This window comes from Clavibacter sp. CT19, assembly GCF_027858075.1.
In the GTDB taxonomy this organism is placed as follows: Bacteria; Actinomycetota; Actinomycetes; order Actinomycetales; family Microbacteriaceae; genus Clavibacter; species Clavibacter tessellarius_A.
In genome coordinates this window covers 98,777-122,084 of record NZ_JAQHYR010000010.1, presented here as the reverse complement: position 1 = coordinate 122,084, position 23,308 = coordinate 98,777, and the positions used below count along the sequence as shown (strand labels likewise).

General features: G+C 74.3%; 24 protein-coding genes. 17 read left to right on the top strand and 7 right to left on the bottom strand.

Features of this window, described 5'->3' with window-relative positions; translation table 11 throughout:
- The first annotated feature begins 91 nt into the window (after positions 1-91).
- The 3 genes from PED38_RS13135 to PED38_RS13125 all read left to right on the top strand — a co-directional run bounded on the left by PED38_RS13135 (position 92) and on the right by PED38_RS13125 (position 3,262).
- On the top strand, positions 92-1,459 hold the full coding sequence (locus PED38_RS13135) for a glucose-6-phosphate dehydrogenase (protein ID WP_063070307.1): 1,368 nt from the start codon (positions 92-94) through the stop codon (positions 1,457-1,459).
- Between the two features lie 99 nt (positions 1,460-1,558).
- Positions 1,559-1,837 (top strand): dienelactone hydrolase family protein, encoded by a 279-nt coding sequence (locus PED38_RS13130; protein ID WP_333720450.1) that lies wholly within the window; start codon positions 1,559-1,561, stop codon positions 1,835-1,837.
- A 108-nt stretch (positions 1,838-1,945) separates the two neighbouring features.
- Complete coding sequence (locus PED38_RS13125) at positions 1,946-3,262, top strand: LCP family protein (protein WP_270981616.1); 1,317 nt, start codon at positions 1,946-1,948, stop codon at positions 3,260-3,262.
- Between the two features lie 61 nt (positions 3,263-3,323).
- Here the strand turns inward: PED38_RS13125 and pnuC are convergent, their stop codons facing one another.
- Both pnuC and PED38_RS13115 read right to left on the bottom strand, forming a co-directional pair.
- The gene (pnuC, locus tag PED38_RS13120; protein ID WP_270981615.1) at positions 3,324-4,022 is read right to left on the bottom strand and encodes a nicotinamide riboside transporter PnuC; all 699 of its coding nucleotides are present in this window, start codon (positions 4,020-4,022) and stop codon (positions 3,324-3,326) included.
- A gap of 116 nt (positions 4,023-4,138) precedes the next feature.
- Positions 4,139-4,465 (bottom strand): DUF6504 family protein, encoded by a 327-nt coding sequence (locus tag PED38_RS13115; protein ID WP_237583510.1) that lies wholly within the window; start codon positions 4,463-4,465, stop codon positions 4,139-4,141.
- A gap of 252 nt (positions 4,466-4,717) precedes the next feature.
- Between PED38_RS13115 and PED38_RS13110 the strand changes: the two genes are divergently transcribed.
- Complete coding sequence (locus PED38_RS13110) at positions 4,718-5,584, top strand: aldo/keto reductase (RefSeq protein ID WP_063070304.1); 867 nt, start codon at positions 4,718-4,720, stop codon at positions 5,582-5,584.
- 64 nt (positions 5,585-5,648) lie between these two features.
- On the opposite strand, the gene PED38_RS13105 is transcribed toward PED38_RS13110, so the two are convergent.
- Both PED38_RS13105 and PED38_RS13100 read right to left on the bottom strand, forming a co-directional pair.
- A complete protein-coding gene (locus tag PED38_RS13105; protein ID WP_063070303.1) occupies positions 5,649-6,746 on the bottom strand; it encodes an App1 family protein in 1,098 nt (365 codons plus the stop codon).
- A gap of 39 nt (positions 6,747-6,785) precedes the next feature.
- A complete protein-coding gene (locus PED38_RS13100; RefSeq protein ID WP_270981614.1) occupies positions 6,786-7,517 on the bottom strand; it encodes an SOS response-associated peptidase in 732 nt (243 codons plus the stop codon).
- A gap of 190 nt (positions 7,518-7,707) precedes the next feature.
- Here PED38_RS13100 and PED38_RS13095 point away from each other — a divergent pair, with 190 nt between their 5' ends.
- The 8 genes from PED38_RS13095 (at position 7,708) to PED38_RS13060 (ending at position 14,659) form a co-directional block, all read left to right on the top strand.
- Positions 7,708-8,595, top strand: coding sequence for an ABC transporter ATP-binding protein (locus tag PED38_RS13095; RefSeq protein WP_270981613.1), 888 nt, complete (start codon positions 7,708-7,710; stop codon positions 8,593-8,595).
- On the top strand, positions 8,592-9,290 hold the full coding sequence (locus PED38_RS13090) for an ABC transporter permease (protein WP_063070300.1): 699 nt from the start codon (positions 8,592-8,594) through the stop codon (positions 9,288-9,290). The genes PED38_RS13095 and PED38_RS13090 overlap by 4 nt, the downstream gene beginning before the upstream one ends.
- Positions 9,287-10,012, top strand: coding sequence for an ABC transporter permease (locus tag PED38_RS13085; protein ID WP_270981612.1), 726 nt, complete (start codon positions 9,287-9,289; stop codon positions 10,010-10,012). The genes PED38_RS13090 and PED38_RS13085 overlap by 4 nt, the downstream gene beginning before the upstream one ends.
- Before the next feature lie 14 nt (positions 10,013-10,026).
- Positions 10,027-10,953, top strand: coding sequence for an ABC transporter substrate-binding protein (locus PED38_RS13080; RefSeq protein WP_063070298.1), 927 nt, complete (start codon positions 10,027-10,029; stop codon positions 10,951-10,953).
- A gap of 145 nt (positions 10,954-11,098) precedes the next feature.
- Positions 11,099-11,551: a DUF3618 domain-containing protein gene (locus PED38_RS13075; RefSeq protein ID WP_270981659.1), complete on the top strand. Its 453-nt coding sequence runs from the start codon at positions 11,099-11,101 to the stop codon at positions 11,549-11,551.
- Positions 11,548-12,768, top strand: a complete 1,221-nt coding sequence (locus PED38_RS13070; protein WP_270981658.1) for a type III polyketide synthase — start codon at positions 11,548-11,550, stop codon at positions 12,766-12,768. Before PED38_RS13075 ends, PED38_RS13070 begins: the two co-directional genes overlap by 4 nt.
- Complete coding sequence (locus tag PED38_RS13065; RefSeq protein ID WP_270981611.1) at positions 12,768-13,472, top strand: class I SAM-dependent methyltransferase; 705 nt, start codon at positions 12,768-12,770, stop codon at positions 13,470-13,472. The genes PED38_RS13070 and PED38_RS13065 overlap by 1 nt, the downstream gene beginning before the upstream one ends.
- Positions 13,469-14,659: an FAD-dependent oxidoreductase gene (locus PED38_RS13060; protein ID WP_270981610.1), complete on the top strand. Its 1,191-nt coding sequence runs from the start codon at positions 13,469-13,471 to the stop codon at positions 14,657-14,659. Before PED38_RS13065 ends, PED38_RS13060 begins: the two co-directional genes overlap by 4 nt.
- Here the strand turns inward: PED38_RS13060 and PED38_RS13055 are convergent.
- Both PED38_RS13055 and PED38_RS13050 read right to left on the bottom strand, forming a co-directional pair.
- Positions 14,652-15,506 (bottom strand): UbiA family prenyltransferase, encoded by an 855-nt coding sequence (locus tag PED38_RS13055; protein ID WP_270981609.1) that lies wholly within the window; start codon positions 15,504-15,506, stop codon positions 14,652-14,654. The genes PED38_RS13060 and PED38_RS13055 overlap by 8 nt on opposite strands.
- Complete coding sequence (locus tag PED38_RS13050) at positions 15,503-15,673, bottom strand: hypothetical protein (RefSeq protein WP_270981608.1); 171 nt, start codon at positions 15,671-15,673, stop codon at positions 15,503-15,505. The genes PED38_RS13055 and PED38_RS13050 overlap by 4 nt, the downstream gene beginning before the upstream one ends.
- A 56-nt stretch (positions 15,674-15,729) precedes the next feature.
- Here PED38_RS13050 and PED38_RS13045 point away from each other — a divergent pair, with 56 nt between their 5' ends.
- The gene (locus tag PED38_RS13045) at positions 15,730-16,236 is read left to right on the top strand and encodes a GNAT family N-acetyltransferase (RefSeq protein ID WP_063070294.1); all 507 of its coding nucleotides are present in this window, start codon (positions 15,730-15,732) and stop codon (positions 16,234-16,236) included.
- Between the two features lie 266 nt (positions 16,237-16,502).
- Here the strand turns inward: PED38_RS13045 and PED38_RS13040 are convergent, their stop codons facing one another.
- On the bottom strand, positions 16,503-16,937 hold the full coding sequence (locus tag PED38_RS13040; protein WP_270981607.1) for a hypothetical protein: 435 nt from the start codon (positions 16,935-16,937) through the stop codon (positions 16,503-16,505).
- Between the two features lie 438 nt (positions 16,938-17,375).
- Between PED38_RS13040 and PED38_RS13035 the strand changes: the two genes are divergently transcribed.
- Genes PED38_RS13035 through cydC form a run of 4 tightly spaced genes read left to right on the top strand, consistent with a single transcriptional unit; the run spans position 17,376 to position 23,307 of the window.
- Complete coding sequence (locus tag PED38_RS13035) at positions 17,376-18,788, top strand: cytochrome ubiquinol oxidase subunit I (RefSeq protein WP_270981606.1); 1,413 nt, start codon at positions 17,376-17,378, stop codon at positions 18,786-18,788.
- Between the two features lies 1 nt (position 18,789).
- Positions 18,790-19,794, top strand: coding sequence for a cytochrome d ubiquinol oxidase subunit II (cydB, locus tag PED38_RS13030; RefSeq protein ID WP_063070291.1), 1,005 nt, complete (start codon positions 18,790-18,792; stop codon positions 19,792-19,794).
- Positions 19,795-19,801: 7 nt separating this feature from the next.
- On the top strand, positions 19,802-21,610 hold the full coding sequence (gene cydD, locus PED38_RS13025) for a thiol reductant ABC exporter subunit CydD (protein WP_270981605.1): 1,809 nt from the start codon (positions 19,802-19,804) through the stop codon (positions 21,608-21,610).
- Positions 21,607-23,307, top strand: a complete 1,701-nt coding sequence (gene cydC / locus PED38_RS13020) for a thiol reductant ABC exporter subunit CydC (RefSeq protein WP_270981604.1) — start codon at positions 21,607-21,609, stop codon at positions 23,305-23,307. The genes cydD and cydC overlap by 4 nt, the downstream gene beginning before the upstream one ends.
- The last annotated feature ends 1 nt before the right edge of the window (position 23,308 follow it).

Genomic DNA, 23,308 nt, shown 5'->3' with positions numbered 1-23,308 from the left:
CCGCGCCCTCCCGGGCACGAGGTTCGAACGGATGTTCGACTCGCCCAGTGTAGGTCGGCTCCCGCGCGGCCGCGACCCGTAGTCTCGGAGGATGACCAGCGAACCCTCCACCCTCGTCATCCTCGGCGCCAGCGGCGACCTCACGGAACGCCTCCTCCTGCCGGGTCTCGGCAGCCTCGTGGCGAGCGACAGGGGGCGTCGGATCCAGCTCATCGGCACCGGCCGGAGCGAGCGCGGGGCGGACGAGTGGCGGAAGACCGTGAAGGCCGCGTTCGACTCGGTGGACGCGAAGGGGCGTCGCGCGGCGGGCATCGTCTCGTCCACGAAGTACATCCAGGCCGACCCCACGGACCTCGACGACCTGAAGCGCATCCTCGACGCATGCGAGGGCGCGCCGGCCCTCTACTTCGCGCTGCCGCCGGCCATCTCCATCGCCGTGTGCGAGAAGCTCGAGCAGCTCGACCTGCCGGAGGGCACCACGCTGGCGCTCGAGAAGCCCTTCGGGTCGAACAGCCGCACGGCAGCCCAGCTCAACCGGCAGCTGCTGAAGCTCGTGCCGGAGGACCGCATCCACCGCACCGACCACTTCCTCGGCCTCTCCACGGTGCTCAACCTCGTGTCGCTGCGCTTCGCCAACCGCTTCTTCGAGTCGGTGTGGAGCGCGAAGGACATCGAGAAGGTCGAGATCCTCTACGACGAGACGCTCGCGCTCGAGGGCCGGGCGGCCTACTACGACAAGTCGGGCGCGCTGGTCGACATGATCCAGAGCCACCTGCTGCAGGTGCTCGCGGTCTTCGCCATGGAGCCGCCGGCGAGCATCGACCCGGACGACCTGCGCTCGAACATCGCCTCCGTGCTCCGCGCCACCGAGGTGTGGGGCAACGACCCCGTCGCGCACAGCCGCCGTGCCCGCTACACGGGCGCCACCATCGACGGCACCCGCATCCCCGCCTACGCCAAGGAGGAGGGGGTGGATCCGGCCAACGAGACGGAGACGCTCGCCGAGGTCACCTTCGGCGTCGCCAACGCGCGCTGGGCCGGCGTCCCCTTCCGCCTCCGCTCGGGCAAGGCCCTCAAGGAGGCGTCGAAGCGCATCATCGTCACCTTCAAGCCCGTGGCGCACCTGCCGCGCGGGCTCCACGGCCCGGCCCGGCCCGACCGCCTCATCATCGACCTGAAGCCCGACGGCATCTCGCTCGAGGTCACGATGGACGGCACGGGCGAGCCCTTCACCCTCACGCAGTCCACGTTCCGGGCCGAGTTCGCGCAGCCCGAGCTCACGCCCTACGGCGAGGTGCTCGACGGGATCCTCGCGGGGGACCCGCGGCTGTCCGTCCGCGGCGACGTGGCCGAGCGGTGCTGGCGCATCGTCGCGCCCGTCATGCGCGCCTGGAAGGGCGACCGCGTGCCCATGGCCGAGTACCGCGCGGGCTCCACGGGCCCGACCGCCTGGCGCTGACCGGCGCCTCGCCCGGCCTGCACGGCGTGCTGGCGGTCCCCGACGGCGAGGGCCCCTGGCCCGCGGTCGTGGTGGTGCACGGGGCCTTCGGCGTGCCCGATCGTCGCGAGCTACGGCGGACGCGACCGGCAGCTGGCGGGATCCGCCGACCGGCTCGCCGCCGCCCTCGTCGCGCACGGGATCGACCACGACGTGCGCGAGCACCCGGACGCCGGGCACGCGTTCCTCGACGACGCGGAGCCGGGCCCGCGGATCCTCCGCCCCGTGCCGCGCGCGCTCGGCATGGGCCCGGAGCCCGCCTCGGCCGCGCACGCCCGGCGCCGGATCGACGCGTTCCTCGACGCGCACCTGCGCGGCGGGGAGCGCGCGGGCGCATAGCGCATCCGGCCCGCGTGCCGATGGGACTCTCCACCGGGCTCGGCTAGCCTGTGGATGATCCGGGTGCCCGAGCCCGGCGCTCCCCACCCGGCGACGAGAGATCCATCCATGCAGCACGCCCCCCAGAGCACCCGCGCCGATCGGGCCCGCGTCCGCGGCATCGCCCGCCACGGTCGGCTCCGCGCCCCGAGCGCCGGTCGCACGGTGATGAAGGGCGTGGCGGTGACGGCGGTGGTCGCCCTCGTGAGCACGGTCTCGGTCGTGGGCATCGCCGCCTGGGACCTCTCCCGCACCGTCTCCGCGAACCAGGTCGACATCTCCGGCGGCCAGGCCCTCCCGCCCTCCCTCGGCGGCATCGACGGCGGCGCGAACATCCTCATCGTCGGCAGCGACAGCCGCGCCGGCCAGGGCGACGGCTACGGCGCCGCGAAGGACGTCGGCACGGCCTCGCTCAACGACGTGACGATGCTCCTGCACATCAGCGAGGACAGCAGCCGCGCGACGGTCATCTCCTTCCCCCGCGACATGCTCGTCCCCATCCCCGCCTGCGAGGGACCGGACGGCACGAAGTACCCGGCCAGCGCGCGCGCCCAGCTCAACGAGTCGCTGACGCGCGGCGGCTTCGAGTGCACCGTGCGGATGGTCGAGGGCCTCACGGGACTCGACATCCCGTACGGCGGGGTCGTGCAGTTCAACGGCGTGGTGGAGATGTCCAACGCGGTCGGCGGCGTCGAGGTCTGCGTGGCGAACGGGATCTACGACAGGAAGACCGACCTCGCGCTCGATCCGGGCCCGCACACCCTCCAGGGCAAGGACGCGGTGCAGTTCCTCCGCACGCGCTACGGCGTGGGCGACGGCAGCGACATCTCGCGCATCGGCAACCAGCAGGTCTTCCTCAGCGCGCTCGTCCGCACGATCAAGAGCGCGGACACGCTCACGAACCCGGCGAAGCTCTACGGCATCGCGCGCGCCGTGGTCGACAACATGCAGCTGTCGACGTCGCTCGCCGACCTCGACACCCTCGTGTCTGTGGCGCTGACCTTCAAGGACATCCCGCTCGACGACGTCGTGTTCCTCCAGTACCCGGGCGCGGTCCTCGCCAACGGCCGCGTGCAGCCGGACGAGGCGGCGGCCGCGCAGCTCGTGAGCCTGCTCGCCTCCGACGCGGACTTCTCGCTCGGCCAGCCGGCTCCGAGCGACGATGCCGGCAGCGTGCCGGGCAGCAGCGTGCCGGGCGCGGGGACCCCGACGCCGCCCGCCGAGGCCGCGCCGCCTGCCGAGGCCGCGCCGCCTGCCGAAGGCGCGCCGCCCGCCGAGGGCGCGTCGCCGACGACGCCGCCCACCCCGACCTCGGAGGTGCTCGACCCGAGCATCACCGGGCAGACGGCGGCGCAGAGCACCTGCTCCAACGGCCAGGGTCGCTGACCGCGGGCTCGCCGACCGGGGGATCGCCGACCGGGGAATCGCCGACCGGGCCGACCTCGACCTAGCGGTCGGCGGGCGCCTCGACGACGCGCGGATCCGGGAACGCCGTCTCGACCGCGGGCGCCGCGGTGCCGCGGGCGCGCATCCACACGAAGAAGCCCGTGAGGGTGAAGGCGCCGTAGAAGACGTACATGAACGCGGACGCGTAGTACCCGGCGCCCACGAGCAGAGGCACGCCGACGAGGTCGACCGCCACCCAGATGAGCCAGAACTCGACCCAGCCCTTCGCCATGCCGTAGGTGGCGAGGAGCGAGCCGACGAAGATCCAGGCGTCGGCCCACACGGGCTCGTAGGAGCCGAGCGCGCGGAACAGCGGCGTGAGGAGCGCGGTGCCGCCGACGAGCGCGACCACGAGCAGCGCGCGCTGGCGGCCGGACGCCCAGCGCGGGACGACGGGCGCGCCGCCGTGCCGGGCCTGCTGCCAGCGGTGCCAGCCGTAGACCGACACGGCGATGAACATGATCTGGCGCCCGGCCTGGCCGAGCAGGTTCACGGGGTTCGGCGTGCCGAAGACGGCGCCGAGGAAGACGGTGAAGAGCAGGACGTTGCCGACGATGCCGACGGGCCACGCCCAGACCTTGCGGCGCATGCCGCCGAGCGCGCTGGCCAGGCCGAACAGGTTGCCGACGATCTCGCGCCAGAGCACGACCTGGTCGCCGATGCGGAGCTGCGCGTCGAACAGCCACTCGAGTGCCGCCATGCCGGGTCCCTCCGTGCGCCGCGATCCGGGTGACCGCGTGCCGACGCCGTGCGCGGCGCCGAGGGGTCCAAGGCCGGGACGCCGTCGGCTATTCCCCGCGTCACCCACAGCCGCGCTCAGGCGAACAGGCGCGTGTCGAGCTCCTCGTCCGACGCCGTGACGAGCGACCACCTGCCGCGCCCGTCGACGCTCAGGTCGAAGGACCCGTCGACCCGGCGCGCTCCCGTGGTGAGCGGCACGGCCTCGACGCGCCACATCCGGAGCTCGAGCAGGTGCCCGCTCGCGCCGCGGGGCGCGCGGCCCGTGCGCTGCCACCAGTCGACCCGCGCGATCCACCGCTCGGGCGAGCTGACGACGCCGTACACGACGCCCCGCCAGGTGAACCGCAGCGGCGAGCCGTCTCCCGAGAGCTCGACCTCCACGTCCTCGTCGATCCGCATCATGCCGCTCCTCCCGTCGTCGCGCCGGCCGCGCCTCGTGCGTTCGAACGGGTGTTCGAACGTCTGGTCCGAGTGTAGGAACGCGCGCCGACATCCACGAGGGGAGCGGGCGGATCCGCCTCACCCTCCACCGGAGCCTGAGGGTCTCGTGCTCGTCACGCGCATCGGGCATGGATCCGGCGACCCGTGCGTTGGCACCAGGGTCCCGAGGGCGGCAGACGCCTCCCTCGTCATCGACACCCGAGGAGGGTCCACATGACCGACACCACCACCGCAGCCGGCGCATCCGGCACGTTCACCATCGGCGGCGACCTGCCCGTCGTCCGTCTCGGCTACGGCACCATGCAGCTGACCGGCGAGGGCGTCTGGGGCGCCCCCGCGGACCCGGCCGAGGCCGTCCGCGTCATCCGCCGCGCCGCCGAGCTCGGCGTCACGTTCTTCGACACCGCCGACTCCTACGGCCCGTTCGTCGCCGAGGAGCTCCTCAAGGAGGCGCTCCACCCGTACGCCGATGACGTCGTCGTCGCGACCAAGGGCGGGCTCACGCGCCCCGGCCCCGGCGACTGGCGCCCTGTCGGCCGCCCCGAGTACCTGCGCCAGCAGGCCGAGCTGAGCCTCCGCCACCTCGGCCTCGAGCGCATCGACCTGTACCAGCTGCACCGCATCGACCCGGCCGTGCCGCTGGAGGACCAGATCGGCGTGCTCAAGGAGCTGCAGTCCGAGGGCAAGATCCGCCACATCGGCCTGTCCGAGGTCTCCGTCGACGATGTGAAGGCGGCGCGGGAGATCGCCGAGATCGTCTCCGTGCAGAACCTCTTCAACCTCGCCAAGCGCGACGCCGAGCCGCTGCTCGAGTACGCCGAGGCCGAGGGCCTCGCGTTCATCCCGTGGTTCCCGCTGGCGACCGGCGAGCTCGCGAAGGACGGCGGCCCGCTCGACGCCCTCGCGAAGCAGCACGACGCGAGCCCGTCGCAGCTCGCGCTCGCCTGGCTCCTGCGCCGCTCGCCCGTGATGCTGCCGATCCCCGGCACCAAGTCGGTCGGGCACGTCGAGGACAACATCGCCGCGGCGGCCATCGAGCTCACCGACGACGAGTTCCAGGCGCTCACCGACGCCGTCTGATCCACCCGCACACGCGAGGGCCCCGCAGGAGATCTCCTGCGGGGCCCTCGTCGTGGTGCGGGGACTAGGTGCCGATGCGGGTGCCGGAGTCGTCGGCGAGGCCGAGGTCGTCGAGCTGGGCGAGGAGGCTCGCGCCGTCCGGGGCGTAGACCCACGGGACGCTGCTGTCGAGCGCCCGCTCCTCGGCCTTGGCGCGGCCGCCCGCCAGCACGGCCTCGCCGGCGCTGAGCTGGCGGATGAGCACGACCTTCACGTTGTCGGGGTTCCGCTCCGCGAACTCGCCGTAGAGCAGCTCGTCATGCTGGCCGTCGTCGCCCGCGAGGATCCACTTGACGCGCGGGAACTCCTCGGCGAGCCGCTGGAGGTTCAGCCGCTTGTGCTCCATGCCGCTGCGGAACCAGCGGTCGACCGTGGGACCCCAGTCGGTGAGGAGGATCGGGCCCGGCGGGTACAGGTTCCGCGACAGGAAGCGGGTGAGCGTCGGCGCCACGTTCCAGGCGCCGGTCGAGAGGTACAGCACGGGCGAGCCCGCATGCCGCACGCGCAGGCGCTCGTAGAGCACGGCCATTCCGGGCGTGGGGGTCCGCGCGTGCTCGTCGAGCACGAACGTGTTCCACGCGGCGAGGAAGGGCCGGGGGAGCGCGGTGACCATGACGGTGTCGTCGACGTCGCTGAGGATCCCGGTGCGCACGTCGTCGCCCACGATGAACACCGGGGCCTCGACGGTCTCCGACCCCTCGGAGCGGATGCGGATGGTGTGCCACCCGCTCGGCAGCGCCGCCTCGACGACCGTGTCGACGACGCCGCCGCGGTCGGCCCGCACGTGGTGCTCGGTGCCGTCGATCTCGACGACCACGTCGACGTCGGTGAGCGGCACGCTGGTGAAGCTCCGCCAGCCGCGGACGACCTTGTCGCCGGCCAGCGCGCGCTTGCTCTTCGGGTCGGTGAGGAGGACGCGGCAGAGCACGCGCACCCACCGGACGGATCCGTAGCCCGCGTACGGGATGACGGTCGGCTGGAGGCCCCGCTTGCGGGCGCGGCCCTCGCGGATCTCGTGGATGCGGTCCTCCATGCGCGCCGCCCGGTGCAGGACGGGTGCGGCGGCGGGGGACTCGAGGAGCGTGCGGGTCGCGTGCTTCTTCTTCTTCGAGGAGGGGGCCACGCGCTCAGTCAAGCAGACCCGGGCGGAGCGGGACGCCCATCACACCGGGCGGGCGAGCGCCGCGGTGTCCGGCGCGCCCTGGTCGACGCCGGGGCCGACCTCGTCCATCGCGAGCTCCTCGATGACGTCCTCGGCCTGCGCGGCCACCGCGCGCAGCAGGTCGGGCGAGCCCTCCGCCGTGGGGTCGAGCCACTCCTCGACGACGTCGGGGGACAGCACCACGGGCATGCGCTCGGACAGCGCCTCCACCGTGCCGGCCGCGGGCCGGGTGAGGACGGCGCAGCTCAGCACCCAGCGGGCCGGGTCGTCGGCGGCGCGCGACGGATCCCGCCACCACTCGTACAGCGCCGCGAGCAGCACGACGCCGTCACCCGCGCCGACGAGGTAGGGCGTGCGGAGCCCGTCGTCGGTCTCGTGGTGCTCGTAGTAGCCGGAGACGGGGACGGCCGCGCGCCGGGAGACGAGCGCCGGCAGGAGCTCGGGCCGGGAGGCGAGGGACTCGGCGGGGACCTCGGCGAGCGGCGGGACCTGGTCCGGCCCCGGGGATCCGGCCGGGACGAGGCCCCAGCGCGCGGACTCGAGCCGGCGGACGGGCACCTGGTCCTCCGTGTCGCCCTCGGCGCGGCGGGGGAGCGTGTCCACCAGGACGGCGACGCGCTGGCCCGGCTGGATGCGCCAGGAGGGTGCGGGCACGGCGTCGCCCGCGTGGTCGACGTCGAGCAGGGCGACCAGGTCGTCGGCGGACAGGGCCCGGGCGAGGATGCGCGTCATGCCCTCCATCCTGGCCGACGCCCCGGATGCCCGGGTCCACGGCCCGCGTCCGGTGGGCTGTCCGGCGAGCGTCCATTTGTTACGAAGTGGCGTCAGGGGAGCCGCCGGTGCGGCCGAACCGCGGCGGGCGTGGTTCGCTGGTGTGCCTGGCAAGTGTCGATTCGTAGTGCCTACGAGGAATGAGCCACCCATGATCGAGTTCCACCACGTCCGCAAGCAGTACCCGGACGGCACGCTCGCGATCGAGGACTTCAGCCTCGTCGTCCCCTCGCGGACCACGACGGTCCTCGTCGGGTCCTCGGGCTGCGGCAAGACGACACTCATGCGCATGATCAACCGCATGGTCGATCCCACGAGCGGCCGCATCGAGATCGACGGCACCGACATCGCGACCCAGGACGCCGTCAAGCTCCGCCGCAGCATCGGCTACGTGATGCAGAACTCGGGCCTCCTGCCGCATCGCAGGGTCGTCGACAACATCGCGACCGTGCCCCGCCTCACGGGCGTCGACAAGCGGAAGGCGCGCGAGGACGCGCTCCGGCTCATGGACACCGTCGGCCTCGACCGCTCGATGGCCGACCGCTACCCGTCCCAGCTCTCCGGCGGTCAGCAGCAGCGCGTGGGCGTGGCCCGCGGGCTCGCGGTCGACCCGAACATCCTGCTCATGGACGAGCCGTTCGGCGCCGTCGACCCGCTCGTGCGCGACGACCTGCAGCAGGAGCTGATCCGCCTCCGGACGCAGCTCGACAAGACCGTCGTCTTCGTCACGCACGACATCGACGAGGCCTTCCTCCTCGGGGACCAGGTCGTGATCCTCGAGAAGGGCGGCCGCATCGCCCAGCAGGGCACGCCGCAGGAGATCCTCTCGGCCCCGGCGAACGACTTCGTCCGCGACTTCGTGGGCGCCGACAAGGGCAAGCGCGCGCTCCACCTCGAGGACACCGGCACCGGCCGCGTGCTCGTCGACCGCGACGGGCGCCTCGTCGGCGTGCTCGACGACGAGGACCGCGCCGCCCGGACCGAGGCGGGGGCCGCGCACGCCCCCGGTGCTCCGGCGCAGGGTGCGGGACCCGCGTGAACTGGGTCCTCGCGAACATCCAGACGGTGCTCGACCTGGCCGTCGCGCACGTGGCGCTGTCGGCGACGCCCATCATCCTGGGACTCGTGATCTCGCTGCCGCTCGGCTGGCTGGCGAACCGCTACCGACGGGCGCGCGGCTCGCTGCTCGCGGTCGGGGGCGCGCTGTACACGATCCCGTCCATCGCCCTGCTGCTGTCCATCCCGGCGATCATCGGCACGACCATCATCGACCCGCTCAACGTCGTGGTCGCCCTCAGCGTGTACGCCGTCGCGCTCATGATCCGGATCACCGCGGACGCCCTGGCGTCCGTCCCCGAGGACGTCACGCAGTCCGCCACCGCGATGGGCTACGCCGGATGGGGGCGCTTCTGGCGCGTGGAGCTGCCCCTGGCCGGGCCCGTCCTGCTCGCCGGCCTCCGGGTCGTCTCGGTGAGCACGGTCAGCATGGTGACGGTCGGGTCGCTGTCCGGCATCCAGAGCCTCGGGACGATGATCCTCTCGGGGTACCGGCGGCAGTTCTACACGGAGATCCTCACCGGGATCGTCGGCATCCTCCTCATCTCCCTCGTCTTCGACCTCCTGCTGGTCATCGCCGGTCGGCTCCTCATGCCGTGGGCCAGCACGCCCTCCCTCCGCGCGCGGTCGCGCTCCGCCCGCCGCGCCGCCCTCGTCACGGATGCGAGCGCCTCGTGAACCTCTTCGCCGAGGCGTTCGGCCTCCTCCTCGACGGCTCCAGGTGGGGCGGGGGCACCGGATACGGCACGCGCCTCCTCGAGCACCTCTCCTACACCGGCCTCGCCATGGGCCTGGCGGCGCTCGTGGCCGTGCCCGCCGGGCTCTACATCGGGCACACGGGTCGTGGACGCAACGTCGCCGTCGCCTTCTCCGGGGGGCTGCGCGCGCTGCCTACGCTGGGCGTGCTGGTGCTCCTCGGCCTCCTGTTCGGCATCGGGCTCACCGGGCCGATCCTCACCTTCTCCGTCCTCGGCATCCCCCCGCTCCTCGCGGGCGTGTACGCCGGGATCCAGGCCGTCGACCGGCCCGCCATCGACGCCGCCCGCGCGGTGGGGATGACGGAACGGCAGATCCTCGGTCGGGTCGAGATCCCCCTGGCCCTGCCGCTCATCATCAGCGGGTTCCGCGCGGCGACCCTGCAGGTGGTGAGCACCGTCACCCTGGGCGCCTTCCTCGGCCTCGGCGGCCTCGGGCGCGACATCTTCACCGGCCTCACCACGCGGGACTTCCCGCTCCTCCTGGCGTCATCGATCCTCGTCACGGCCCTCGCGCTCGTCGTCGACGGCGTGTTCGCCGTCGTGCAGCGACTCGTCATCCCCCGCGGCGTCGTCGCCGCCGCGGGACGCACCCCCGACTCACCGCACGCCTCGTCGAGGCACGCGGTCAGCACCACCTCCTGAAAGGAACACAGCACATGTCCCACAGCATCACCCGCCGGCTCCTCGTCGGCACCGTCGCGCTGGGCACCGCGATGGCCCTCGCCGGCTGCGCGTCCGGCGACCCCCTCGACACCTCGGGCGGCCAGGGCTCCGCGGCGCCCGGCGACACCATCTCCGTGGGATCAGCCGCATTCGGCGAGAACGTCATCCTCGCGGAGGTCTACGCGCAGGCCCTCGAGGCCAACGACGTGAAGGTCACGCGCAACCTGCAGATCGGCGAGCGCGAGGTCTACCTCAAGGCGCTCGAGGAGGGGTCCATCGACCTCATCCCCGAGTACACGGGCAACCTGCTCGCGGCGTACGACACCGATTCGACGGCCGCCTCCAGCGACGACGTCTACTCCGCCCTCGGCGCCGCCCTCCCCGACGGCTTCGAGGTGCTCGACGAGTCGCCCGCCGAGGACAAGGACTCCTACAACGTCACCAAGGAGTACTCCGCGGCCAACGGCGTCACGAGCCTGTCCGACCTCAAGGGCAAGACGGTCCGCGTGGGCGGCGGCGCGGTGCTGGGCGAGCGCGAGTACGGGATCCCCGGGCTCACGAGCGTCTACGGCGCCGATGCCAGCCTCGTCACCATCGAGGACCAGGGCGGCCCCAACACCGTCAAGGCGCTCCTCGACGGCCAGGTCGACATGGCGAACATCTACACGACCACGCCGTCGATCCTCGACAACGGCTTCGTCACGCTGAAGGACCCCGAGAACCTCATCAAGGCGCAGAACGTCGTGCCGCTCGTGAAGACCGCGAAGATGAACCCCGACATCACCTCGATCCTCGACAAGGTCTCGGCCGCGTTGACCACCGAGGACCTCACGAAGATGAACCGCCGCAACCAGGGGGACGAGAAGGCGGAGCCCGCCGCCATCGCCTCCGACTGGCTGAAGGAGAAGGCCCTCTTCTAGGAGGAGCCGACCGGGCCGAGAGGCCCGTCCCGCGACGAGGGGCCGACGCACGAGCGCCGGCCCCTCGTCGCATCGCGCTCCGCCGTGCACGCGGCGGAGCACAATGGACCCACCGATGTCCTTTCCCGACGGCAGGAGCCCGCGCATGGCGAAGAAGAAGAAGTCCCCGACCGGCGAGGTGAGCGTGCTCGGTGCCGTGACGACCGTGGCCCGCGAGGTGCGCAAGCACAAGGTCGTCGCCGAGTCGGCCCCGCACGGGCAGGGGGCCGACATCCCGCCCGCGCCCAAGCGCAGCCCCGAGGAGCTGAAGCGCGACATCCGCTCCGGCCGCGACGAGCTCGCCCGCACCGTCCGCGAGCTCGAGACCGCGCTCGACGTGCCGGCCCGGGCGTCGGACCTGAAGGCCGAGGCGTCCGGCCGCGTGCGCGGCATCCGCGACGACGTCGTCGCGCGCGTCCGCAGCACGACCGACGACGTGACGGCCCGCACGCGCGCCTTCACCCGGAACGACCCCGCCCTCGCCGCCTCGATCGGCGCGGGCGCCGTGGCCGTCGTCATCGCGGTGGGCGCCGCCGTCGTCTCCGGCGGCCGACGCTGACCGCGTCGATCCGCTCCATCGCGACGGAGGTCCCGCCGACCGTCCTCGCGCAGGAGGGGGTGCGCGACCTGTTCGGGAGCCAGCCCGAGCTCAGCCGCCTCGGGACGCGGCTCGTCTCGGCGGCGTTCGGGGCGTCCGGCATCCGCACGCGGCACACGGTCATCGACGAGCTCGGCACCGCGCCCGGCATGGCGGGTGCCGACGCTCCGGCCGGGCCGCACGCGGACGAGCCGGTGTTCTACGACCGCGGGACCGGCCGGATCCTCACGCCCGGCACCGGCGCCCGCAACGACACGTACATCCGCGAGGCCCCCGCGCTGCTGCTCGGCGCGGCGCGTCAGGCGGTCGAGCAGGCGGCCGGCATCGAGGCGTCCGACGTGACCCACGTCGTCACCGTGTCCTGCACCGGCTTCTACGCGCCCGGCCCCGACTACGCCGTGGTCCGCGGCCTCGGCCTCGGCGCGTCCACCCAGCGCTTCCACCTCGGCTTCATGGGCTGCTACGGGGCGTTCCCCGCGCTCCGCATGGCGTCGCAGTTCTGCGCCGCCGACCCGGATGCCGTCGTCCTCGTCGTGTGCGTCGAGCTGTGCTCCCTGCACCTGCACTCCTCGGACGATGCGGACACCATCGTCGCGTCCTCCGTGTTCGGCGACGGGGCCGCGGCCGCGATCGTGACCGCGCGGCCCGCGCCCGCCGGCTCCACCGTGCTCGACCTCGACGCGTTCGAGACCGTGCTCACGCCCGTCGGCGAGGACGACATGGCGTGGACCATCGGCGACCAGGGCTTCGACATGGTGCTCTCCAGCTACGTGCCGAAGATCATCGACGAGCACATCACGGGCGCGCTCGAGCCGCTGTGGGCGCAGGTGCCCGCGCTCCGGGGCGTCGCGCCCGCGGACATCGAGGACTGGGCGATCCACCCGGGCGGGCGCAGCATCCTCGACCGCGTGGAGGACCGGCTGGCGCTCGCGCCCCGCCAGCTCCAGGCATCGCGGTCGACGCTGGCCGAGGTCGGCAACATGTCGAGCGCGACCGTGCTGTTCGTGCTCCAGCGGATCCTGCACGGCACCCCGCCCGCGGACGTCCCGGGCGTGGACGGCAGCGAGCTGGCCGCACCCGTCGCCGTCCCGGGCGCGGGTGCCGGTCGCGTGTGCGCCATGGCGTTCGGACCGGGGCTCACGGTCGAGACGTCGCTGATGACCCGCCGCATCGCCTGATGGACCTGTCCCGTCGCGACGTCGGCCTCACCGAGCTGATGGACGACCCCGACTGCGACCCCGCGGCGCTCGACCGCACGTACGCCCGCTTCGCGCTCGTCAACCGCGTCGTGGCGGGGTGGCGCGGGGTGTACCGGTCCCGGATCCGCCCGCTGCTGTCCCCGGCGCGGGAGACGACGCTCCTCGACATCGGCTCGGGCGGCGGGGACGTGCCCGTCGCCCTCGTCCGGTGGGCGCGCCGGGACGGGCTGCGGCTGCGCGTGACGGGCATCGACCCCGATCCCCGCGCGGCCGCGTTCACGCGCGACCTGCCGGCGGATCCCGACCTGACGTTCCTCCGGGCGTCGAGCGCCGACCTCGTCGCCGAGGGCCGCCGCTTCGACCTGGTGACGAGCAACCACGTGCTGCACCATCTCGACGACGCCGCCCTCGACGCGCTGCTCGCGGACTCCGCGGCGCTCGCCCCGCGCGCGATGCACGGCGACATCGCGCGGAGCCGGCTCGCGTACGCGGTCTACGGTCCGCTGTCCCGGCTGGTGGCGCGGGGCTCGTTCGTGCACGTCGACGGGCTGCGTTCGATCCGCCGCAGCTGGACGCCCGTGGAGCTCGCGCTGCGCGTGCCGGACGGCTGGCGCGTCGAGGGGGCCGTGCCCTGCCGGCTGCTCCTGGTGCGCGACCCCTCGGCGCGGGGCGCGACGCGGTGAGCCCGCGCGACGCGCTGGTCGTGGGCGGCGGGCCCGTGGGGATCCACCTCGCGGCGCTCCTCGCGCAGGCTGGCCTCGACGTGCGCGTCTGGGAGGCGCGGCCCGAGCCCGCGCGGCTGTCCCGGGCCATCGGCATCCACGCGCCCTCCCTCGACGCGTTCGACCGCCTCGGCGTGGCCGACGAGATGGTCGCCGAGGCGGTGCTCGTGCGGAACGGCATCGCGATGGCGCGCGGTCGCGCGATCGGCCGGGTGTCCTTCGCCGGCGCGTCCGCCACGCACCCGTACGTGGCGGCGTTGCCGCAGTGGCGCACCGAGGCGATCCTCGCCCGCCGCCTCGCCGCGCTCGCCCCGGACGCGCTCCGACGCGGCGTGACGCTCACGGGGCTCGACGCGGATCCGGTCGAGGCGCCCGGCGGCGGCGTCCGCGCGACGGGCCAGGACGCGGACGGCCGGCTCGTCGAGGCGACGGCGCGCCTCGTGATCGGCGCCGACGGCACGCGCGGCCGGGTCCGCGACCTCCTCGGCATCGGCGTGGACGAGCGCCCGCTGCCCGACCGCTTCCTCATGGGCGACGCGCCCGACACCACGGACGGCGGCGACGACGCCGTGATCACGCTGCACCCGGACGGCGTCGTCGAGTCGTTCCCGCTGCCCGGCGGCATGCGCCGCTTCGTCGTCGGCGTGCGCGCCGGACAGGGGGACGGCGATCCGGCCGAGATCGTCGCCGCGGCGGTGCGCGCGCGCACCGGCCACGTCGTACGCGCCGCGGACCTCGATCCCGTCAGCGGGTTCGGCGTACGGCGGCGTCTGGCGCGTCGCATGTCCGCCGGCCGCGCGCTGCTCATCGGCGACGCGGCCCACGAGATCAGCCCCATCGGCGGCCAGGGCATGAACCTCGGCTGGCTCGACGCGGACGCCCTCGCGCCGATCCTGGTCGACGCCGTCCGCTCCCGCGACGGCGTGCCGGACGCGCACCGCATCGCCCGCTGGGAGCGCGACCGCATGTCGAGCGCCCGACGCGCCGCGGTGCAGTCGGAGATCAACACCGCGCTCGGCCGGCCGGTCCGCGGCCTCACGCGGGTCGTGCGCGACGCCGGGCTCCGCGCGGTCCTCGCGTCGCCCGCCGCCGCCGGGCTCGCGTCCGTCTACGCCATGGGCAGGGACGCGGGCGCGCGGATCAGGTGAGCTGCGTGGCGTTCGCCGCGACGAGCGCCACGAGCAGCAGCGACGCCGCCATGATCAGCCGGAACAGGAGCCGACCCGGTGGTCGCGTGACGACCAGCACCGCGCCCCACGCCGCGATCGCCAGCATCGCGACCAGACCCGCGACGGCGAGCGGCGTCACGGCGTGCGCGGGATCGGCGAGCACGGGCCCGACCGACGCGACCACCGCGCCGAGGGCGAGCGCCCCGAAGGCGACCAGGCCCGACGGCACGCGGCCCAGCCGGTGCGGCAGGCCGCGCACGCCCGTCCGCGCGTCGTCCTCCAGGTCGGGGAGCACGTTGGTGAAGTGGATGGAGACGCCGAGCACCGCGCCCGTGGCGACGGCCCAGGCGGCGGCGGGCAGCGGATCCGGGCCACCGAGCGCCACCACGGTCGGCAGGATCCCGAAGGCCACGACGAACGGCACGACGCTCGCCGCGGTGCGCTTGAGCCCCGCGTTGTAGGCCCAGCCCGCGCCGACCAGCACCACGTGCGCGACGAGGAAGGCCGGCCCCAGCAGCGCGGACACCGCGAGGCAGGCGGCCGCCGTGCCGAGCGCGGCGACGCGCACCTCGGCCACGGTCACCTCGCCGCGCGCGACCGGCTTGTCGGTGCGGCCGACACGGCGGTCGCGGCCCGCGTCGATCCAGTCGTTGGACAGCCCGATCGACAGCTGCCCGAGGAGCACGGCCACCGCGACGGCGGCGACGCGCCCGGGCGCGAACCCGAGGGCCGCGGCGAGGCCGGCCGCGAGCACGGTGACGGTGGCCGTCGGACCCGGATGCGAGGAGAGCGCGAGGAGCCGGATCGACCGCAGGGGGCGCCTCACGCGAGCGTCAGCCCGGAGCAGCGCGAGCGCGCGGATCCGGCGGAGGCGCCGGAGCGGGGGATCGCCGCCGAGCCCTCGCGCGCGGAGGACCGCACGGCGTGCGGGGCCGGCCGGAGGAGGGTCGCGTCCTCGTCGTCCCCGGGGACGGGCGCGATGGTGCAGTGCATGCATCGATCCTGCCGCACTCGTGGGCCGGCGACGACCGCGCCGATACCCTGGTGGGATGCTGATCCGCCCCGCCGAGCCCCGCGACATCGACGACCTGCTGGACATCCGCAACGACGCCATCCTGCACGGCACGGCCCTCTGGATGGACGAGCCCGTGGACCGCGCCGAGCGCGAGCGCTGGTACGAGGAGACCACGGCGGCGGGCGACCCGATCCTCATCGCCGACGTCGACGGGCGCGTCGCGGGGTACGGCACCTACGGGCAGTGGCGGGAGAAGTCCGGCTACCGCTTCTCCGTAGAGGACTCCGTCTACGTGCGCGAGGGCTTCCAGGGGCAGGGCATCGGCCGGGCGCTCGTGGAGGGGCTCATCGCGCACGCGAAGGCGGCCGGGAAGCGCGCGATGTTCGCGGACATCGAGGCCGGCAACGCGGGATCCATCCGGCTGCACGAGCGGCTCGGCTTCCGTCGGGTGGGGCTCCTGCCCGGAATCGGCGTCAAGTTCGGGCGGTCGCTCGACCTCGCGATCCTGCACCTCCCGCTCGAGGACGCGCCCCGCGCCTGAGGCGGCGGACGGTCGAGAGGCCCGGCACGGGGCGCGGGAACGCCGCACGGTGCCGGGCCTCTCTCCGACGGCCCGGGTTCCTTCGGGGGAGAGGAGGCCGTCGTGGTCCGGGAGCGGTCCGCCCGGGGGGGATGGACGGACGCGCTCGTCGGGTTGCGAGCATCGGCCCCAGGGGGGTAAGGGCCGTCTGCTCGTAGACGACTCTAGCCGGTCCTCATTTATGCGGACACACCGGGCTGGCCCCAGTAGGAGGGGCGCGGCGCGGATCAGTCCTGCGACTCGTCCAGCTCGCGCGCGCCGACGGCGACGACGGCGTCCCGCAGCGCGTGGAAGTGGTGCACCTCGAGGCCGTTGCGGAGGAGGTACGGCTCGACGCCGCCGCGCCCCGCGAGCGAGTGCAGCGCCTGGATGACGGGTGCGGGATCCCCGGCGACCGCGTGCTGGGCGGCGTCGCGGACGTCGAGCCCGCCGGCCACCAGGGCGAGGGCCACGACGAGCACGTCCTGCACCGACGCGGTGCGTGCGTCGTACCGCTCGGGGGCCTCGGCCACGACGCGCTCGGCGGCCTCGGCGACGCGCCCGGCGAGCAGGGCGCCGTCGGCCACGAGGACGCCGACGTAGGCGGACGCGGTCGCGGGAGCCGCAGCGGCGGATCCCGTCGCGAGGCCGGAGGCCCGGGGTGCGGGGGCGGAGGAGTTCATGGCGGCCCTTCGGTCGTCGTGCGGTTCGGGTCGTGCGGGGCCGGGTGCTGCGGATCGGATCCGGCGGAGGCGCGACCCGGCGGGCCGCGCGTGGACGCGGGCGCACCGGGTCGACGCCGACCGGATGCGTCCTCGAAGGCTCGCCCGGCCGGATGAACGCCGGGTGTCGCGCGCGCCGCCGTCGGGCGAACGCGGCCCGACCGGGATCCGCCGCGCCCCTCGCGCCGATCGTCTACAAGTCGTAGAATGGAGGCGTCGCGATGGAGCCTCGAACCGCACGATCCACCCTCCACAGGAAGCGCAGCCGGTCGCCATGACACCGCATCCCGCCCCCGCCGACCACCCGCACGCGAGCCGGCTCCCGGCCGCCCGTCCGTCGCACGCGTCGGTCCCGCGGGATCCGCGCCGCACGGGCGCCGCCCGGAGCGGGACCCGCTCGTGAACGAGCTCCTCGACCCGCTCGTCCTCTCCCGCTGGCAGTTCGGCCTCACGACCGTCTACCACTTCCTCTTCGTGCCGCTCACGATCGGCATGGCCGTCGTCTGCGCGCTGTACCAGACCGCCTGGGTGCGCACCGGCAAGCAGGAGTACCTGCGCCTCACGCGCTTCTTCGGGCGGATCTTCCTCATCAACTTCGCGATGGGCACCGTCACCGGCATCGTGCAGGAGTTCCAGTTCGGCATGAACTGGTCGGAGTACTCGCGCTTCGTCGGCGACGTGTTCGGTGCCCCGCTCGCGCTCGAGGGGCTGCTGGCGTTCTTCCTCGAGGCGTCGTTCATCGGCGTCTGGATCTTCGGCTGGGACAAGCTCCCGAAGGGGCTGCACCTGGCGTCCATCTGGGTGGTGTCGGCGGCGTCGATCCTGTCGGCGTACTTCATCCTCGCGGCCAACGCCTTCATGCAGAACCCGGTGGGCTACCGCATCGACGAGGTCCGCGGCCGCGCGGAGCTCACCGACATCGGGGCGCTCCTCACGAACAAGGTCGCGCTCGCCGCGTTCCCGCACACGATCTTCGCCGCCTTCATGTGCGCGGCCGCCGTGATCATCTCGGTCGCCGCCTGGCACCTCTCGCGCAACCAGCACCTCGACACGATGATGCCGGCGCTGAGGTTCGGCATGTGGTTCATGGTCGTCTCCGGCGCGCTCACGATCCTGTCGGGCGACCAGCTCGGCCTCGCCATGGTGCAGACGCAGCCGATGAAGATGGCGGCCGCCGAGGCGCACTACGACACCTCATCGGGAGCGGCCGCGTCGTTCTCGCTCTTCACCTGGGGCACGCCGGACGGCTCCAGCGAGCTGTTCTCCATCCGCATCCCGTACCTGCTCTCGTTCCTCTCCACGCACACGCTCGACGGCACCGTGCAGGGCATCAACGACCTGCAGGCGCAGTACGTGGCGAGCTACGGCCCCGGCGACTACACGCCCACCATCTGGGTCACCTACTGGGCGTTCCGCTGGATGATGGGCTTCGGCATGGCGGCCATCGGCGTCGCCGTCGCGGGCCTCTGGTTCACGCGCCGCGGGCGCCGCATCACCAGGCCGTGGATGTGGCGGGTCGCCATCTGGGCCGCCCCGCTCCCGCTGCTCGCGATGACGGTCGGCTGGATCTTCACGGAGATGGGCCGCCAGCCGTGGATCGTGTTCAGCCTGCTGCAGACGTCCTCCGCCGTCTCGCCCAACGTCACCGGGCTGCAGGTGCTGATCTCGCTCGTCGCGTTCACGCTCGTCTACGGGTCGCTCGCGGTGGTGGAGTTCCGCCTCATCCTGAAGGCGGCGCAGCACGGGCCGGAGCCCGAGCGGGAGCCGGATCCCGTGACGGGCGAGGTCGCCCGGGAAGCGAGCGTGTACTGACATGGACCTGCCCACCCTCTGGTTCGGCGTCATCGCCTTCCTCTTCGTCGGCTACTTCGTGCTCGACGGCTTCGACTTCGGCGTGGGGATGAGCCTGCCGTTCCTCGCGAAGGACGACACCGACCGGCGCGTCCTCATCAACGCGATCGGCCCGGTCTGGGACCTCAACGAGACGTGGCTCATCGTCGCGGGCGCCGCGCTCTTCGCGGCGTTCCCCGAGTGGTACGCCACCATGTTCAGCGGCTTCTACCTGCTGCTGCTCGCGATCCTCATCACGCTCATCCTCCGCGGCGTCTCGTTCGAGTACCGGCACCAGGGGGCGTCCGACCGGTGGCGCGGGTCCTTCGACCTGATGATCGTGGTCGGCTCGGTCGTGCCCGCGTTCCTCTGGGGCGTCGTGTTCGCGAACGTGGTGCGCGGGGTGCCGATGGACGCGGGCCACGACTACACGGGTTCCACGCTCGACCTGCTGAACCCGTATGCGCTCCTCGGCGGGCTCACGACGCTGTCGCTGTTCCTCGTGCACGGGCTGCAGTTCGCGGCGCTGAAGACGGACGGGCCGATCCGGGCGCGTGCCCGGGCGCTGTCGATGCGGGTGGGGGCCGTCACCATCGTCGTCGCGGCGACCTTCCTCGTCTGGACCACGCTGGCCCACGGCTCGGCCCTCTCCGGGCTGATCTCGGTGCTCGCCGCCGTCGCGCTCGTCGCGTCGTACCTCGCCAACGTGCGCGGCCGGGAGCGCTGGGCCTTCGGTCTGCTCGCGGCCACTATCGCGCTCGCGGTCGCCAGCCTGTTCGCGGCGCTGCACCCGTTCGTCATGCCGGCGTCGAACGACCCGGCGTACGGGCTGACGATCGCGAACGCGTCGTCGTCGGCGTACACGCTGACGATCATGACGTGGGCCGCGGGCTTCGCGCTGCCGCTGATCCTCGCGTACCAGGGGTGGACGTACTGGGTGTTCCGGAAGCGCATCACGCGCGCCGTGATCAGCCGGGCCGCCCACTAGGCGCACGGTGAAGCCCCTGGATCCGCGGCTGCTGCGGGCGTCCGCCGCCGCCCGCACGATGCTCGTCGTCGGCGCCCTCGCGGGCATCGTGCAGACCGCGGCGCTCGTGGGCTTCTGCTGGTCGCTCACGCAGCTGGTCGTGCGGGCGATCGCGGGGCGGACCGCGGAGGAGCTCGCGCCCGTGCTCGCGCTCGTCGTCGTCTCGGCGGTCCTCCGCGGCGTCGCCGGCTGGCTGCTCGACGTGGTCGGTGCGCGTGGGGCCGCGCAGGTCGTCGCGGAACTGCGGCGGCGCGCGCTCCGGGCCGTCGTCGACCTCGGCCCGGTGTGGACCGCGAGCCGCAGCCGCGCCCGCGTCGCCACGGTCATCGGCCCCGGCCTCGACGCGCTCGACCCGTACTTCGCGCGCTACGTGCCGCAGCTGATCCTCACGGCGCTCGCCACGCCGATCGTCGTCGCGGTGCTGCTCCTCGCCGACCCGCTCACGGGCGTCACGGTGCTCGTGACGCTGCCCGTCATCCCCGTCTTCATGGTGCTGGTCGGCTGGGCGACGCGGGAGGTGCAGCGGCGTCAGTGGGTCCGGCTCACCGAGCTGGCGTCGGGATTCCTCGACGTGGTCGACGGTCTCTCCACCCTGCTGGTGTTCGGGCGGGCGCGGCGGCAGACGGCGAGGATCCGGCGGGTCACCGAGGAGCACCGCGTCGAGACCATGCGCGTGCTCCGGATCTCGTTCCTCTCCGGCTTCGTGCTCGAGCTCGCCGCCTCCCTGTCGGTGGCGCTCGTCGCGGTGTCGGTGGGCGTGCGGCTCATCGGCGGGCAGCTCGACCTCGAGGTGGGGCTGTTCGTGCTGCTGCTCGCGCCCGAGGCGTTCCTGCCGATCCGCCAGGTCGGCGTGCAGTTCCACGCCGCCGCGGAGGGGGTGGCGGCCGCGGACGACGTGCTCGGGATCCTCGACGCGGAGCGGGCGGGGCGGGCGTCCCGCGCCGCCGGAGCCGCAGCCGCACCCGCTCCGGGGTCTGCGCGGTACGGCGCGGGCGCCGCGCCCGGCGAGGCGGCTCCGGACGACGAGCTCGTGATCCGCGACCTCGTCGTCGCGCACGACGACCGGCCGGTGGTCGACGGCCTCTCGGCGCGCTTCCGCCGAGGCTGCGTGACGGCGGTGACCGGCCCGAGCGGGGCCGGGAAGTCGTCGCTCCTCGCTGCGGTGCTCGGGCAGCTGCCCGCGCGCGGCGTCATCGGCTGGGCGGATGGCGACGGGGACCCGACCGCGCTCCGGCGGCCGGCACCCGCGGAGATTGCCTGGGCCGGACAGCGGCCGGGCCTCGTGGCCGGCACGGTGCGGGAGAACGTCGCGCTGGGCGTCCCGGATCCGGACGATGCGCTCGTCCGGCGCGCCCTGTCCCTCGCAGCCGCCGACGGCATCGACCCCGACCTCGTGCTCGGCGTCGGCGGCCAGGGCCTCTCGGGCGGGCAGGCCCAGCGGGTCGCCGTCGCCCGCGCCGTGCACCGCGCGCTCGCCCTCGACTGCCCGCTCGTGCTCCTCGACGAGCCGAGCTCCGCCCTCGACGCGGCGGCGGAGGAGCGGCTGGCGCGGGGGATCCGCGCGCTCGCCGACCAGGGCCGCGCCGTCGTCGTCGTGACCCACCGCCCGGCGCTCGTGGACGCCGCCGACGAGGAGCTGCGGCTCGCGGCGCCGGGATCCGCCGCCGCGCCTCCCTCGCCCGGCGCGCGGCCCGCGGAGCACGAGCGGGCCGGCGCCGTCGCCGATCCCGCGCGCACGACTCCCGAGCCCGCCTGGCGCGCGCAGGTGGCGCCGTGAACCGCGGCGAGGTGCTCCGCCTCGCGCAGCCGCCGCTCCGCCGGGCGCTCCCCGGGCTGCTGGCGGGGCTCGCGAGCGCGGCGGGCGCGGTCGCCCTCCTCGCGACCTCGGCCTGGCTGATCACGCGCGCGTCGGAGCAGCCGCCCATCCTCTTCCTCGGCATGGCCATCGTCGGCGTCCGCGCCTTCGCGCTGGGGCGCGCCGCGTTCCGCTACCTGGAGCGGATCACGAGCCACGACGCCGCGTTCCGCGCCCTGGCGACGCTGCGGGTCGGGGTGTTCGAACGGCTCCTGCCGCACGCGCCGGCCGGGCTCCGGCACACCCGGCGCGGCGACCTCCTCGCGCGGCTCGTCGGCGACGTCGACCGGCTCCAGGACCTCCCGCTGCGCGTCGTGCAGCCGCTCGCCGTGTCGGTGCTCGTGCAGGCGGCGAGCGTCGCCGTGGTGACGGCCGTGCTCCCGGCCGCCGGGATCGCGCTCGCCCTCGTGCTCGCCGTCGCGCTCGCCGTCGGCGTCCTCGCGACGCGGGCGCTCGCGGGGCGCGCGGAGACGCGGATCGCCCCGCTGCGCGCCGCCGTGCAGGACCGGGTGCTCGACCTCGTCGGCGGCCTCGACGTGCTCACGGCGTTCCAGGCGGTGGACGCGCGGCTCGCGGACCTCGAGCGGGTCGCGCGTCGGCTCCGCCGCGAGGAGCTGCGGAGCGCGGCGGCCACGGGCGCGACGACGGGCGTCGTCCTCGTCGGGACGGGCGCGGTCGCGGGCTGGACCGTGCTGCAGGGCGTGCCCGGCCTCGCGTCCGGCGCGCTGGATCCGGCGTGGCTCGTCCTCGCCGCGCTCGTGCCGCTGGCGCTCGTCGAGTCGGCGACCGCCGTGCCGCTCGCGGTGCAGGCGTGGACGCGGGTGCGCACGAGCGCGGATCGGGTCGCGGGCGCCGCGCCGGCGGTCGTGCCCGCCGAGATCCCGCTGGAGCGGGCGGAGGAGCCGGAGCAGGCGGGCCCCGATCCCTCCGCTGCCCGCGGCGGCGCGACCCTGGTGATCCGCGACCTCGTCACCCGCTGGCCGGGCGCGGACGCCGACGCCCTCCGACCGGTCTCGCTCGCGGTGCGGCCGGGGGAGACGGTCGTCGTGCGCGGCCCGAGCGGATCCGGCAAGTCGTCGCTCGCCGCCGCGCTCGTGCGCTTCCTCGAGTCGACGGGCGGCTACGAGCTCGACGGCGTCGACGCCCGGTCGCGGCGGCCCTCCGAGGTGCGGCGGATCGTGGGCCTGTGCGAGCAGTCGCCGCACCTGTTCGACGCGAGCATCCGGCAGAACCTGCTCTTCGCCCGCGAGGAGGCGACCGACGACGAGCTCCTCGCAGCACTCGACCGCGTGGGGCTCGCGGGCTGGACCGCCGATCGCGGCGGCCTGGACGCGCGCGTGGGCGACCGGGGCGGGCTCGTCTCCGGCGGCCAGGCGCAGCGGATCGCGCTGGCCCGGGCCCTCCTCGCCGACTTCCCGATCCTGGTGCTCGACGAGCCCACGGCGGACGTCGACGCCGACCGCGCCCGGGCCGTCCTCCGCGACGTGCTGCAGGCCGCGCGCGACCGGGGCCGCGGGGTGCTGCTGCTCACGCACACGGACGTGCCGGCGGACCTCGTCGACCGGACGGTGGAGCTCGGCGCGATCGGGGGAGCGGGCACCCTCCCCTCCGCTGGCTGAC